Origin of the sequence: Pseudomonas sp. Q12-87, assembly GCF_001269755.1 — a bacterium.
Taxonomy (GTDB): domain Bacteria; phylum Pseudomonadota; class Gammaproteobacteria; order Pseudomonadales; family Pseudomonadaceae; genus Aquipseudomonas; species Aquipseudomonas fluorescens_S.
The window spans coordinates 120,785-134,706 of record NZ_LHVI01000028.1 but is presented as its reverse complement, the minus strand read 5'-3'; the positions used below and the strand labels follow the sequence as shown (position 1 = coordinate 134,706).

Sequence of the window (13,922 nt, the reverse complement as noted above, 5' to 3'; positions counted from 1 at the left end):
TTGATTGTCAGCCAGGGCTCAATAAAACATCGACCGCGCTTCTTCAATATCGGCACAGCGGTCCTTGTTATCCGTGTCGATCCCCAGTTTCTTGAATGCCGGAACCCCATATACGTCGATTTTGCTCAAGGGATGGTCGGTGTCCTTGTAGCAATACAGCGCGGCGATCTGTACCAGGTCGACGTAATCGATTTGCTTCGATTCCCGGGTAAAGTCCAGATACAACCCAGGCAGCTTCACCAGCCTTTCCGGAAACTCCCAAACGCTGAGCAACTTGTCCCCAAGTATGGGATGAATCGTTTCGATGACATGGTTGAGGCTGACCGGGTCCGACAGCAATTCGTTGTTGTCCTGTGCATAAGTCAAGATCGGCAGCACGCCGATCTGGTGCACCAGCCCTCCCAGCGCAGCCTGGTCAGGCTTGAGCTGCGTATAGCCACGGCACAACGCATAACTGACGCCGGCGATCTCCAGGCTTTTACGCCAGACTTCGCGCATCTTGTGTTCCACCACTTCGGAGCGTGCATGGAAAATCTGCTCCATGACCAAGCCGATGGCCAAGTTGCTGCTGTAGTTGACGCCCAGCCGGGTAATGGCTGTATGCAGGTCGGTGACTTCCTGGGTGGCACGCAACAACGGGCTATTGACCACTTTTATCAGGCGTGCTGAAAGGGCCGTGTCGCGGCCAATCACTTTGCTCAGGTTGCTGACACTGATTTCCGGGTCTTCGGCGGCCCGGCGAATCTGCAGGGCCACTTCCGGTAAGGTTGGCAGAACCAGGTCATCGTTATCGATGGCCTCCACCAAATCCCTCAGGACCTTCTCCGCCAAATCGCTCATTTCGCTTCTCTAGAGTCTTGCGGCAATGCTGCGATCAACGCTGGATCTCGCGGTCGCGGTCCAGTTCGTAAGGCAGGTCCAACAGTTGAAGGCTTGGGCCTTCCAGGGCACCGAGGTGCAAATTGTCATCTTCCGCTGCTTCGGCCTGCAACACCGCCAGCAGTTCAATGTTTCGCTCGGCACGGGCCGCCATCACCACTTCGCCGACGGAACTGCCGTGGGTGGGGGAGAACAATGCGGTGCCCGGTTCAGGCAATTCGCTGGCGTCCAGTTGCAGCCGATACAGGCGTCGCTTGAGCTTGCCCAGGTACTGCATGCGGGCGACGATTTCCTGGCCGGTGTAGCAACCCTTCTTGAAACTCACGCCGCCAACGGCTTGCAGGTTGAGCATCTGCGGGATGAACAACTCGCGGGTCGCGGGCATGACCTGGCCGATGCCGGCGCGGATCTGACCCAGCAGCCAGCCGTTCAGGTCCGCCTCGGCCAGTTCGGCGCGCAGATGGGCCTTCAGTGTCTGCGCCTGTGCGACCGGCGCCCACAGTTCGGCGCGGCCCGGAGAGACGCGGATCGCGAGCAGGGCTTCACGACGAACCACGCTGTCCGTTTCGGTCGGCAGTTCGAGGCCCAGGCTGATCAGGGCCTTATCGGCATTCTCCAGGCCGAAGCGAACCCAGGCTGCGCTTTCGTCAGTGAGCTTGGATTTCGAGAACACGGCGTATTTTTTCAGGTCCGCCAGTTGCGGTTCGAGCAATTCGCTGGCCATGGCCATCAGCACGCCGTCGCCTTCGAGCAGGATGCGGAAACTCGATTGCATCCGGCCTTTCTGAGTGCAACGGGCACCGAGGCTGGCCCGGCTGTCGCTCAGGTAGTTGAGGTTGCAGGTCAGTTGGCCCTGCAGGAATTTGCCGGCATCCACGCCGCGGACCGCGAGAACGCCTTCGTGGGACAGGGTGCAGAAAAAAGCGGAATCAGCCATGGGTCATCGCAGGATAAAAAGTCTGGTGGACATCATAAGGGGACGCCTCTGAAATGGGTAGTTCACAAAGGATCGGTGGTGCCCGACCAAAGCGGTCTGTTCCGCCGCGGCGGGGCCTGTATACTTGCGTTCTATTTGAGGAGCGCTCCATGGTCGAAGATGTAGAACTCAATCGCCTCTACTGGCACAGCCGTCGCGGCATGCTTGAGCTGGACGTGTTGCTGGTGCCGTTCGTGAAAGAGGTGTATCCCCATCTCAATGAAGTGGACCGTGCGTGCTACGTTCGCCTGCTCGAATGCGAGGATCAGGACATGTTCGGCTGGTTCATGGAGCGCAGCGAATCCGAGGATCCGGAGCTGCAACGCATGGTCCGGATGATTCTGGACCGTGTCCAGCCCAAGTAATCGCTTCGAATGCCGCTGGCAAGCCTCCGGGCAGTTGCTGGCGGCCTACCTCGTGGCCCAGGCGTTCGCCCTGGGTTCGTTGTTCCTGTTGTCTGTCCCTTACGGGTTCATCACGCTTGGCGTCGCCTTGTGCCTGGCCCATGGGGCCTGGGTACTGCCACGGCATATCCTGCTGACCCATCGCCAAGCTTTTCGGGGCTTGCGTCGCAATGCCGCGGGTTGGCAGCTCTGGAGCAGGGCCGATGGCTGGCAAGCCGTCCAGTTGCGTCCAGATAGCCTGGCGCTGCCGCTGATCGTCGTGTTGCGTTTTCGCTTGCAGGGCGAGCGGCAGGTCCGCTCGCTATGCGTGCCCCGCGACGCGCTGGCGCCGGATATGCACCGGCGCTTGCGGGTGAGGCTCAGGTTCAGCCGGCGTAGGTGGGCGGCACCAGAATAGTATCCAGTGCCTCCGGCAGCAGGTTCGGATAGTCGAGGGTGTAATGCAGCCCCCGACTCTCCTTGCGCTCCATGGCCGAGCGAATCATCAATTCGGCCACCTGGGCCAGGTTGCGCAGTTCGATCAGGTCGCGGCTGACTTTGTAGTTGCTGTAGAACTCGTCGATTTCATCCAGCAGCAGGCGCACCCGATGCTGCGCCCGTTGCAGGCGCTTGTTGGTGCGCACGATGCCCACGTAGTCCCACATGAAACGTCGCAACTCGTCCCAGTTGTGCGCGATGATCACGTCTTCGTCCGAGTCGGTGACCTGGCTGGCATCCCACGAGGGCAGGGCGGCTGGAATGGCGATCTGCGGCAATTGCTCGAGGATGTCCGACGCCGCCGAGCGTGCATAGACGAAACACTCGAGCAGCGAATTGCTCGCCATGCGGTTGGCGCCATGCAGGCCGGTGAAGCTGGTCTCGCCAATGGCGTACAGGCCCGGAACATCGGTGCGGCCGAACTGGTCGACCATCACCCCGCCACAGGTGTAATGCGCCGCCGGTACCACCGGGATCGGTTGCTTGGTGATGTCGATGGAAAACTCCAGGCAGCGCTCGTACACCGTCGGGAAATGGCTCTTGATGAACGCTTCGGGCTTGTGGCTGATGTCCAGGTAGACGCAATCGATCCCCAGGCGCTTCATTTCATGGTCGATCGCGCGGGCCACGATGTCCCGCGGTGCCAGTTCGGCGCGGGAATCGAAGCGTTGCATGAAGCGTTCGCCGTTGGGGAGCTTCAGGTGCGCGCCTTCACCTCGCAGCGCCTCGGTCACCAGAAAGCTCTTGGCCAGCGGGTGATAGAGGCAAGTGGGGTGGAACTGGTTGAATTCCAGGTTCGCCACCCGGCAACCCGAACGCCAGGCCATGGCGATACCGTCACCACAGGCGCCGTCGGGGTTGCTGGTGTAGAGATAGACTTTCGCTGCGCCACCAGACGCCAGGATGACGAAGCGCGCCCCGTAGGTGTCGACTTCGCCGGTGCCGCGATTGAGCACGTAGGCGCCCAGGCAACGATCACCGTCCAGGCCCAGGCGTTTTTCAGTGATCAGGTCGACCGCGACGCGCTGCTCCAGCAATTCGATATTCGGTCGCTGCCGGGCTTGGGCGAGCAGGGTCTTGAAGATGGCCGCACCAGTGGCATCGGCCGCGTGAATGATGCGTCGGTGGCTGTGGCCGCCTTCGCGGGTCAGGTGAAATTCGAAACCACCGTCTTCGGTGCCGGACTGCTCGTCACGGGTGAAGGGCACGCCCTGGTCGATCAGCCATTGGATGGCTTCCTTGCTGTGCTCTACCGTGAAACGCACCGCCTGCGGATCGCACAGGCCGCCACCGGCATCGAGGGTGTCGTTGACGTGGGATTCAATGGTATCGGTATCATCCAGCACGGCGGCGACGCCGCCCTGGGCCCAGAACGTCGAACCGTTGGCCAGGTCGCCCTTGCTCAGCACTGCGATGCGCAGATGCTCCGGCAAAGTCAGTGCAAGGCTCAATCCGGCGGCGCCGCTGCCGATTACCAGAACATCGTGTTGGAACTGTTGGCTCATTCGAATGGTTTCCGCTCAAGGCGACCCGGGTCGGGGTTGGCGCAAGACACCGCTTAATTGGGTCAGGCAGCCACGCAGCCCACTAGTATATAGAGGGGGGGAGCGGCACAATAGCCGTGCGGTCATGGCAATGTGAAACCAGTGTGACAGGAAAAGCATGCGCTTCGTCGGATCGCGGTTCCGGTGGATGAGCGACATGACGCTTGTTTCGAGGAGAATCTCGGCATGGTTGCCTCAGATCCAATTCACAGTGCTACAAAGAGTGGGAACTTTTGCCAAGCGCCTACGTTCAATAGACGGTTGTCTGCAGAAGGGAGCAGCGTCGAGCTGGTGCAAGATTTCGATTGGAGTCTCTGCCGACAGGCTCGGCGACAGATTATTCGCGCAGCCGGGGAGTCTCGTGCTGCGTTTTTCGTGCGTGCCGAGATCAGAGCGCGCCGGAAACTTGCTTGAAAGGGGGAGAACTTTTGCGAAAAGCCCGAGTCTATGTTTGCAAGCCAGGTCAATTAGTAATGCAAGCCTCCTTCGAGCTTATCGAGGAGTGTTCATGCTAACCCAGGAAGAGGATCAGCAGCTGGTCGAACGCGTGCAACGCGGCGACAAGCGAGCTTTCGATCTGCTAGTGCTGAAATACCAGCACAAAATTCTCGGGTTGATCGTGCGTTTTGTGCACGACACCCATGAAGCCCAGGACGTTGCCCAAGAAGCCTTCATCAAGGCCTACCGCGCGCTTGGTAATTTTCGCGGGGATAGCGCGTTTTATACGTGGCTTTACCGCATCGCCATTAACACGGCGAAAAACTATCTGGTTTCACGCGGCCGCCGGCCGCCGGATAGCGATGTAAGTTCCGAAGATGCAGAGTTCTACGATGGCGATCACGGCCTCAAGGATCTCGAGTCACCGGAACGAGCGTTGCTGCGGGATGAGATCGAAGGCACTGTCCATCGAACCATCCAGCAACTGCCCGAAGATTTGCGTACGGCTTTAACTTTACGTGAATTCGACGGTCTGAGTTACGAGGACATTGCGAGCGTCATGCAGTGTCCGGTGGGTACCGTGCGCTCCCGGATTTTCCGCGCTCGGGAGGCCATCGATAAAGCCCTGCAACCGTTGTTGCAGGAAAACTGAGACAGCGGCGACAGCCAAGAGAGGAACGCCATGAGTCGTGAAGCCCTGCAGGAATCGCTGTCCGCAGTGATGGATAACGAAGCGGACGAATTGGAATTGCGTCGGGTATTGAATGCCTTTGACGATGTTGAAACCCGTGAGACCTGGGCTCGTTACCAGATCGCCCGGGCTGTCATGCACAAGGACTTGCTGCTTCCGCGTCTGGACATCGCTGCGGCCGTTTCTGCTGCATTGGCTGACGAAGCCGTACCGGCAAAAGCTTCCCGCGGACCATGGCGCAGCCTGGGTCGCCTGGCAGTTGCCGCTTCGGTCACCGTAGCCGTATTGGCCGGTGTACGGCTGTACAACCAGGATGAGATTGCCGGCGTGCAAATGGCGCAGCAGTCCAACCAGCCTGGCTTGGCCACTCCACAGGTCAAGGGCCCGGCGGTATTGGCCGGCTACAGCGAAGGTTCGGAAGCTGCTGGCCCTATGGTCAACGGTGTTCTGCAAGGTCAGCCAGGCTGGCATGACCAGCGTCTGCCCAACTATCTGCGTCAGCATGCCCAGGAAGCTGCCCTCAAAGGTACTGAAAGCGCACTGCCTTATGCCCGTGCAGCCAGTTTGGAAAACCGTTAAGGAGGACCATGCGCGCCATACCTCTATTTACGCTTCTGCTGGGTGGCTGGTGTGCTGTTCCAGCCTATGCAGGTGAAGCTCAGGATTGGTTGAACCGCCTGAGTCAAGCCGAGCAGCAGCAAAGCTTCCAGGGCACTTTCGTTTACGAGCGCAACGGTAGTTTTTCTACCCATAACATCTGGCATCGCGTCCAGGATGGCAAAGTCCGCGAGCGGTTACTCCAGCTCGACGGCTCGGCACAGGAAGTCCTGCGCATTGATGGGCATACTCAATGCGTCAGCGGCTCCTTGATTGCAGGGCTGGGGAATACTCCCGACAGTGCAGGCCATGCGCTCGATCCGCAAAAACTCAAGAATTGGTATGACCTTGCCGTCATTGGCAAGTCGCGCGTGGCCGGGCGTCAGGCCGTGATTGTGGCATTAACGCCCAAGGACCAGCATCGTTACGGCTTCGAGCTGCACCTGGACAAAGAGACCGGCTTGGCGCTCAAGTCGCTGTTGCTCAACGACAAGGGGCAGTTGCTGGAGCGTTTCCAGTTCACTCGCCTGACCGTAGGCGTGCCGACAGAGGGCGATCTGCAAGCCAGTGCCGAGTGCAAGGCGGTGACGCAGGATCAAGCCCCGACTGCGGTAAAGGCAGCCTGGCACTCGGACTGGCTCCCGCCGGGCTTCGTATTGTCCAGCAGCACCGCACGAAAGGATCCGGACACCAAGGTCCAAGTCAACAGCCTGATGTATGACGATGGCCTGGCTCGCTTTTCCGTGTTCCTCGAACCCTTGAATGGCGCTACCGCCACCGATACCCGAACCCAACTTGGCCCGACGGCCGCCGTCTCTCGTCGACTCACAACGCCACAGGGCGAAATGATGGTCACGGTGGTTGGCGAGATTCCTATCGGTACGGCGGAACGGATCGCGCTGTCCATGCGCTCCGACGTCACAGCGACTCAATAACACGCTGGGTGATTCGATTGTGCAAAAGGCTGATGGCGCCAGGGCTTGATCGAAATGCCGAAACTTCCTGTCAGCATTTTCATTTGCAAAAACACGACTTTTTTTCTATAGGTCAGAGCCGCTCGGCTCTGGCCTTGTCTGTTTCCGGAACAAAAATACCGGCGTATCTTTCTCCCGGTATTCCTTGCTCCATATCGCTTAACCATGCTCGTCGTAACGGGAGCCGTATGTCGATACCACGCTTGAAAACCTATCTCTCCATTTTCGCCACCGTGCTTGTGCTCGGCCAGGCTGTTCCCGCCATGGCGGTCGAGCTGCCTGACTTCACGCAATTGGTCGAGCAGGCGTCGCCCGCCGTGGTGAATATCAGTACGACCCAGAAGCTGCCGGATCGTCGCGTGTCGGACCAGCAGATGCCGGACCTGGAAGGGTTGCCGCCGATGCTGCGCGAGTTCTTTGAACGCGGCATGCCCCAGCAGCCACGTTCGCCCAACGGTGGACGCCAGCGCGAAGCTCAATCCCTGGGCTCGGGTTTCATCATCTCCACCGACGGTTACATCCTGACCAATAATCACGTGATCGCCGATGCCGACGAAATCCTGGTACGCCTGGCCGATCGTAGCGAACTGAAGGCCAAGCTGGTGGGCACCGATCCACGCTCCGATGTGGCACTGCTGAAAATCGAAGGCAAGGATCTGCCGGTACTCAAGCTGGGCAAGTCCCAGGACCTGAAGGCCGGCCAATGGGTCGTGGCCATCGGTTCGCCGTTCGGCTTTGACCACACTGTCACCCAAGGCATCGTCAGCGCCATCGGGCGCAGCCTGCCCAACGAGAACTACGTGCCGTTCATCCAGACCGACGTGCCGATCAACCCGGGTAACTCCGGTGGTCCGTTGTTCAACCTGGCGGGTGAAGTGGTGGGGATCAACTCCCAGATCTACACCCGTTCGGGCGGCTTCATGGGCGTGTCCTTCGCGATTCCGATTGACGTAGCCATGGACGTATCCAACCAGCTAAAAAGCGAAGGCAAGGTCAGCCGTGGCTGGTTGGGCGTGGTGATTCAGGAAGTGAACAAGGATCTCGCTGAGTCGTTCGGGCTGGAAAAACCTGCCGGTGCGCTGGTGGCGCAGATCCAGGAAGGCGGTCCGGCGGCCAAGGGTGGCCTGCAGGTAGGCGACGTGATCCTGAGCATGAATGGCCAGCCGATCGTTATGTCCGCTGACCTGCCGCACCTGGTTGGCGCTCTCAAGGCGGGTGCCAAGGCCAATCTGGAAGTGATTCGTGAAGGCAAGCGCAAGAACGTCGAGTTGACCGTCGGCGCCATTCCTGAAGAGGGCAAGGAGCTGGATTCGCTGCCCAAGTCGGGCGTCGAGCGCAGCAGCAACCGTTTGGGCGTGGCCGTGGCCGAGCTGACCGAAGAGCAGAAGCGCACGCTGGAGCTCCAGGGTGGCGTTGTGATCAAGGAAGTGCAGGATGGTCCCGCTGCCTTGATCGGTCTGCAACCCGGCGACATCATCACTCACCTGAACAATCAGGCGATCGGTTCCGCCAAGGAATTCACCGATATCGCCAAGGCGCTGCCGAAGAATCGCTCGGTTTCGATGCGGGTTCTGCGCCAGGGGCGCGCGAGCTTCATTACCTTCAAACTGGCCGAATGACCGGCTAGCGGCTAAAAAAAACCGCCTCGAAAGAGGCGGTTTTTTTATGCGCGGTACAAGCTCAACCCATCATGTCCTTGACCATGCGCTCCTGCTCCATGAGCTCCCGTTGACGAGCATCGATGCGTGAGGACAGCGGGAAATTCGTGCCGGCGCGTCGCTTGGCGAAGTCCAACTGCTGGATCGCCTGGCGGTAATCGCCCACCAGTGCGAAGTACTCGGCACGCGCCTGGTGCAAGCCGATGATGTTGCCCGACAGCCCGCGGGTTTCGGCCACCATGTACCAGACGTCCGGATCGTCAGGGCGGGTCTTGAGCAGGTTTTCCAAGGCCTTCTCGGCGTCGGCAGGACGGTTCTGCTTGAGCAGCAGGTCGACGCGCACCTGATTGAGCGGATAATTGCCAGGGTACTGGCTCAGCATCCGGTCGACGCGAGCCTGGGCATCGGCCAGCTTGTTGTTGGTGATGTCCAGGTCCACCTGGGCCAGATTGTAGATAATCTCGTTAGGCGAACTGGCCAGCAGCGGCTTGAGATTTTCCCTGGCTTCATTCAGCTGGCCACCCTTGATCTGGGCGATTGCCAAGCCATAGCGGGCCACGTCGTTTTTCGGGTTTTCGTCCAACTGCGCGCGGAATCGCTTCGCACCCAGGCCCGGAGTTTCCTCGTAGATCAACTGGACCCGTGCGCGAATCAGTTGATAGCGCACACTGTCCTCGATGCCGCCCGGCTTGGCCTGTTCGGCGCGGTTGCGGGTGTCGGCGATCCGCGATTCGGTCACCGGGTGAGTCAGTAAGAATTCCGGAGGCCTGGCATCGAACCGATACTGGCGCATCAGGCGCTCGAACATGGTTGGCATCGAGCGCGGATCGTAGCCGGCCTTCTCCAGGTTCAGGATGCCGATACGGTCGGCTTCCTGTTCGTTCTGGCGGGAGAAGCGCCGTTGTTCCTGGATAGCGGCGGCCTGGGTCCCGGCGATGGCGGCGATCCCGGCGTCGCCACCGCCAGCAGCGGCAATCACGATGCCGGTCAACAACGCGGCCATCATCGGTACCTGCATGCGCTGTTGGGCTTCGACGCCGCGGGCAAAGTGGCGTTGCGACAAGTGCGCCAGTTCGTGGGCCATGACCGAGGCGTATTCCCCTTCGGTCTGGGCATTGAGGAACAGGCCGCCGTTGACCCCGACGATGCCGCCGGGAGCGGCGAACGCATTGAGTTGCGGGCTATTGATCAAGATGAATTCCAGGCGTCGGTCATTGACCTGGCTGGTTTCCACCAGTTTGTAGACGCTGGACTCGACATAGTCCTTGAGCTGTGGGTCGTTGAGCTGCGACACCTGGCTGCGCAGCAGGGCCAGCCAGGCACGACCCAGTTGGTGTTCCTGTTCCGGCGATACGATGGCAGAACTGGCGTCGCCAAGTGACGGCAGGTCGTCGGCGAAGCCCGGTGAGGCAAGCAGGCAAGCGAGCGTCAGCAGGGTGGGGCGCAGAAATGTCATGCACGAAGCCTTAGTCGACAAAGACCTTACTGTAGCCGGACACCGGGCCCGGGACCAGATATTCTAAGCGGCTCAACGACCTGCTGCGGAGTGAACCAATGACCGATGCTGTAGCCCACGATGCCGAACTGGACGCCAGTGGCCTGAACTGTCCGTTGCCGTTGCTCAAGGCCAAGCTGGAACTCAATCGCTTGGCCAGCGGCGCCGTGCTCAAGGTCATCGCCACCGATGCGGGTTCCCAGCGTGATTTCCGCACCTTCGCCCGGTTGGCCGGTCATACGCTGCTACATGAAGAAGACGAAAACGGCGTTTACCGTTACTGGCTGAAAAAAGCCTGAAAAACCGACAGCGTCTCTTAAGGATTTTTAATGTTCAAAGTGTTACGCGACTGGATTCAGCGCTACTTCTCCGATGAGGAGGCCGTGGTCCTGGCAGTGCTGTTGTTCCTGGGGTTTACTGCCGTGCTCACCTTGGGCGGTATGCTGGCACCGGTGCTGGCGGGGATGGTCCTGGCGTACCTGATGCAAGGCCTGGTCGTGACGCTCGAACGTCTGCGGCTACCGGGCAGCGTGGCGGTCGGTCTGGTGTTTGCCCTGTTCATGGGGTTGCTGGTGGTGTTCATGGTGGTGATTGTGCCGCTGCTCTGGCACCAGTTGGTCACGTTATTCAACGAGCTGCCGGGGATGCTCGCCAAATGGCAGTCACTGTTGTTGCTGCTGCCCGAGCGCTATCCGCATCTGGTATCCGATGAACAGGTGTTGCAGACCATCGAGGTGGTGCGTGGCGAGATCGGCAAGTTTGGCCAATGGGCGCTGACGTTTTCACTGTCCAGTTTGCCGCTGCTGGTCAACATCATGATCTACCTGGTGTTGGTACCTATCCTGGTGTTCTTTTTCCTCAAGGACCGGGAAATGATCGGGCGCTGGGTCCGTGGCTATTTGCCGCGCGAGCGGGCGCTGATTACCCGGGTGGCCCAGGAGATGAATCGCCAGATCGCCAATTACATTCGCGGAAAGGTCATCGAGATTTTCATCTGCGGCGGCGTGACCTATATCGGCTTCGTGGCACTGGGGCTCAATTACGCGGCCCTGCTGGCGCTGCTGGTGGGCATTTCGGTGGTGGTGCCTTACGTCGGCACCGTGGTGGTAACCGTGCCGGTGGCATTGATTGCGCTGTTCCAGTGGGGCTGGAGCGATCAATTCATCTACCTGATGGCGGTCTACGGGATCATTCAGACGCTGGACGGCAACGTGCTGGTGCCGCTGCTGTTCTCCGAGGCGGTGAACCTGCATCCGGTGGCGATTATCTGCGCGGTGTTGCTGTTTGGCGGGCTGTGGGGGTTCTGGGGCGTGTTCTTTGCGATTCCCCTGGCGACGCTGTTCAAGGCGGTGCTGGATGCGTGGCCGAGCAAGGAGCCAATTGTGGCGCCGTTGCTTTGATGGTCGGGCTTGAATTCTCTTGTGAGGCTCATGGCCTCTTCGCGGGCAAGCCCGCTCCCACAGGGAATTGATTAACACCATCAGCCCAGTGTGGGAGCGAGCTTGCTCGCGATAGCGCCAGTACCAACAGCGAAAATCTCAGGCCTTGTTCAGCGCCTGGGCCGCCGCCAACACCGCATCCACATGCCCCGGCACCTTCACGCCGCGCCATTCCTGGCGCAGCACGCCGTCCTTGTCGATCAGGAACGTGCTGCGATCAACACCCAGGTATTCCTTGCCGTAGAGCTTCTTCAGCTTGATCACGTCGAACAGTTGGCAGACGGCTTCGTCCTTGTCGCTGATCAGCTCGAAGGGGAATTCCTGCTTGCACTTGAAGTTCTCGTGGGACTTGAGGCTGTCCCGGGACACGCCGAACACTTCGGTATTGGCGGCCTTGAACTGCGCATACTGGTCCCGAAAGCCCTGGCCCTCGGTGGTGCAGCCGGGGGTACTGTCCTTGGGGTAAAAGTAGACCACCACCTGCTTGCCCTTGAGGGCGGCGAGGCTAACAGTTTGCCCGCTGGTGGCAGGGGCCTGGAAATCGGTAACCGGCTGGTCGACGGCAACGGCCATGAACGCTTCCTTACATTGGGTTTTGTGGGCGCCACGGTTCGATCAGGGCATCCAGGTTCATCGCATCGGCGAAATCCAGGAACTGATCGCGCAGCCAACTGATCTGCGTGCCGGCCGGCAGCGTCACGGTGAACGTGGCGTTGAGCATGGTGCCGCCGGTCTGCGGGGCCTGGTAGGTGTCGCAGGTCAGGTTTTCCAGCTCGACGTGGTGGTCCATGAAGAACTGGCACAACTCGTTGATGATGTCCGGTCGGTAGGCCGAGCTCACGTAGGCAACGTAGGGCAGGGCCTGGGGACGATTCTCCAGCGCGGCGCTGCGTACCACGTTGACGGTGAAGGCGTGCTTCTTGGCCAGCACCGGCAGGCTGCCCTCCAGGCGCGCCAAGGCGTCCCAGCTGCCGGAGATTTCGAGCACGAGCGCGCTGCATTCGCCGTGACGGGTCAGGCGTGAGGTCACGACGGCGCAGCGATTTTCATGGCTGGCGCGGCACAGGACGTTAGTCAGCTCCATGGGGTTGGCGCCAAGGGCACTGATAACAAGGAATTGTTCGCGGACTGTGGGGGTGGACATGCAGCATTCCTAAAGCGATGAGCGGTCGATACCTTTGCAGCTCGACACGGTGCCAGGCCTGCCACAACACGCGCCTAAAGCCCTTTGCCCGGGGATACAGTGCATTGCGCAGTGGCAGCAATGCCCTTGGAAAAACCCGGGAGCGGGGCTCGTGGCGGCGAAAACGGAGGCTGGAAACCGGCGTATGAGCCTATCGGTACCGATCAAAGCCTGAAGGGTAGCGAAAACCATCGCCAAGGGGAATGGTAGTTCGCTTGTACAAGCATCTTGGCGCCAGTACCATTACCGCTCTCTTTTTCCGGCAGGAGCGGTTTCATGATTGCGGGCAGTATGGTGGCACTGGTCACACCCATGGATGCACAAGGGCATCTTGACTGGGCCAGCCTCAGCAAACTCGTGGACTTCCACCTTGAAAACGGCACCCATGCCATTGTCGCCGTCGGGACCACCGGCGAGTCGGCAACCCTCGACGTCAACGAGCACATCGAAGTCATCCGTGCCGTGGTCAAGCAGGTCAATGGCCGCATTCCGGTCATCGCCGGCACCGGCGCCAACTCGACCCGCGAAGCCGTCGAGCTGACCCGCAACGCTAAGGAAGCCGGTGCCGACGCCTGCCTGCTGGTCGTGCCGTACTACAACAAGCCGACCCAGGAAGGCTTGTACCAGCACTTCAAGTACATCGCCGAAGCCGTCGACATCCCGCAGATCCTCTATAACGTTCCCGGCCGTACCTCTTGCGACATGCAGGCCGAGACCGTGATTCGCCTGTCCAGCGTGCCGAACATCATCGGTATCAAGGAAGCCACCGGCGACCTGAAGCGCGCCAAGGCCATCCTCGATGGCGTGAGCAAGGATTTCGTGCTGCTGTCGGGCGACGATCCGACGGCGGTCGAGCTGATCCTGATGGGCGGCAAGGGCAACATTTCCGTGACTGCCAACGTCGCCCCGCGTGAAATGGCCGACCTGTGCGAGGCGGCGCTCAAGGGCGATGCCGAGACCGCGCGGGCGATCAACGAAAAGCTGATGCCGCTGCACAGAGACCTGTTTCTCGAAGCCAACCCGATTCCGGTGAAATGGGCTTTGGTCGAAATGGGTCTGATGCACGAAGGCATCCGCCTGCCACTCACCTGGCTGAGCAAAACCTGTCATGAACCGCTGCGGCAGGCCCTGCGCCAGTCCGGCGTCCTGGTTTAATTGAGGAAGTAC

The 13,922-nt window shown here is 60.1% G+C and carries 15 protein-coding genes; 9 read left to right on the top strand and 6 right to left on the bottom strand.

Annotated features, from left to right (window positions below; all coding sequences use genetic code 11):
• Positions 1–18 precede the first annotated feature (18 nt).
• Together AD663_RS20095 and AD663_RS20090 are read right to left on the bottom strand one after the other, a co-directional pair.
• On the bottom strand, positions 19–840 hold the full coding sequence (locus AD663_RS20095; RefSeq protein WP_003184351.1) for an HDOD domain-containing protein: 822 nt from the start codon (positions 838–840) through the stop codon (positions 19–21).
• Positions 841–874: 34 nt separating this feature from the next.
• On the bottom strand, positions 875–1,816 hold the full coding sequence (locus AD663_RS20090) for a folate-binding protein YgfZ (RefSeq protein WP_003184349.1): 942 nt from the start codon (positions 1,814–1,816) through the stop codon (positions 875–877).
• 149 nt (positions 1,817–1,965) lie between these two features.
• Here AD663_RS20090 and AD663_RS20085 point away from each other — a divergent pair, with 149 nt between their 5' ends.
• Positions 1,966–2,220 carry a succinate dehydrogenase assembly factor 2 gene (locus tag AD663_RS20085; protein ID WP_003184348.1) on the top strand — a complete coding sequence of 85 codons (255 nt, stop codon included), beginning with the start codon at positions 1,966–1,968 and terminating at the stop codon, positions 2,218–2,220.
• Positions 2,204–2,656 (top strand): protein YgfX, encoded by a 453-nt coding sequence (locus AD663_RS20080; protein WP_053214423.1) that lies wholly within the window; start codon positions 2,204–2,206, stop codon positions 2,654–2,656. Before AD663_RS20085 ends, AD663_RS20080 begins: the two co-directional genes overlap by 17 nt.
• On the opposite strand, the gene nadB is transcribed toward AD663_RS20080, so the two are convergent.
• Complete coding sequence (nadB, locus tag AD663_RS20075) at positions 2,625–4,241, bottom strand: L-aspartate oxidase (RefSeq protein WP_053214422.1); 1,617 nt, start codon at positions 4,239–4,241, stop codon at positions 2,625–2,627. The genes AD663_RS20080 and nadB overlap by 32 nt on opposite strands.
• Before the next feature lie 547 nt (positions 4,242–4,788).
• On the opposite strand from nadB, the gene rpoE reads away from it, so the two are divergent.
• The 4 genes from rpoE to AD663_RS20055 all read left to right on the top strand — a co-directional run bounded on the left by rpoE (position 4,789) and on the right by AD663_RS20055 (position 8,599).
• The gene (gene rpoE / locus AD663_RS20070) at positions 4,789–5,370 is read left to right on the top strand and encodes an RNA polymerase sigma factor RpoE (protein ID WP_003172477.1); all 582 of its coding nucleotides are present in this window, start codon (positions 4,789–4,791) and stop codon (positions 5,368–5,370) included.
• Positions 5,371–5,400: 30 nt separating this feature from the next.
• Complete coding sequence (locus tag AD663_RS20065) at positions 5,401–5,988, top strand: sigma-E factor negative regulatory protein (RefSeq protein ID WP_003184342.1); 588 nt, start codon at positions 5,401–5,403, stop codon at positions 5,986–5,988.
• An 8-nt stretch (positions 5,989–5,996) separates the two neighbouring features.
• Positions 5,997–6,941 carry a MucB/RseB C-terminal domain-containing protein gene (locus AD663_RS20060; RefSeq protein WP_053214421.1) on the top strand — a complete coding sequence of 315 codons (945 nt, stop codon included), beginning with the start codon at positions 5,997–5,999 and terminating at the stop codon, positions 6,939–6,941.
• 227 nt (positions 6,942–7,168) lie between these two features.
• Positions 7,169–8,599 (top strand): DegQ family serine endoprotease, encoded by a 1,431-nt coding sequence (locus AD663_RS20055; RefSeq protein WP_003184338.1) that lies wholly within the window; start codon positions 7,169–7,171, stop codon positions 8,597–8,599.
• A 61-nt stretch (positions 8,600–8,660) separates the two neighbouring features.
• Here AD663_RS20055 and AD663_RS20050 read toward each other — a convergent pair whose 3' ends face one another.
• On the bottom strand, positions 8,661–10,094 hold the full coding sequence (locus tag AD663_RS20050; RefSeq protein ID WP_003184336.1) for a M48 family metalloprotease: 1,434 nt from the start codon (positions 10,092–10,094) through the stop codon (positions 8,661–8,663).
• A gap of 98 nt (positions 10,095–10,192) precedes the next feature.
• Between AD663_RS20050 and AD663_RS20045 the strand changes: the two genes are divergently transcribed.
• Together AD663_RS20045 and AD663_RS20040 are read left to right on the top strand one after the other, a co-directional pair.
• A complete protein-coding gene (locus tag AD663_RS20045; RefSeq protein WP_003184334.1) occupies positions 10,193–10,432 on the top strand; it encodes a sulfurtransferase TusA family protein in 240 nt (79 codons plus the stop codon).
• Positions 10,433–10,462: 30 nt separating this feature from the next.
• On the top strand, positions 10,463–11,533 hold the full coding sequence (locus AD663_RS20040) for an AI-2E family transporter (RefSeq protein ID WP_003184330.1): 1,071 nt from the start codon (positions 10,463–10,465) through the stop codon (positions 11,531–11,533).
• Between the two features lie 138 nt (positions 11,534–11,671).
• Here the strand turns inward: AD663_RS20040 and AD663_RS20035 are convergent, their stop codons facing one another.
• Together AD663_RS20035 and AD663_RS20030 are read right to left on the bottom strand one after the other, a co-directional pair.
• Positions 11,672–12,145 (bottom strand): peroxiredoxin, encoded by a 474-nt coding sequence (locus AD663_RS20035; protein ID WP_003184328.1) that lies wholly within the window; start codon positions 12,143–12,145, stop codon positions 11,672–11,674.
• A gap of 10 nt (positions 12,146–12,155) precedes the next feature.
• Complete coding sequence (locus AD663_RS20030) at positions 12,156–12,716, bottom strand: glycine cleavage system protein R (RefSeq protein ID WP_003184325.1); 561 nt, start codon at positions 12,714–12,716, stop codon at positions 12,156–12,158.
• A gap of 315 nt (positions 12,717–13,031) precedes the next feature.
• On the opposite strand from AD663_RS20030, the gene dapA reads away from it, so the two are divergent.
• On the top strand, positions 13,032–13,910 hold the full coding sequence (gene dapA / locus AD663_RS20025) for a 4-hydroxy-tetrahydrodipicolinate synthase (protein ID WP_003184323.1): 879 nt from the start codon (positions 13,032–13,034) through the stop codon (positions 13,908–13,910).
• Positions 13,911–13,922: the final 12 nt, after the last annotated feature.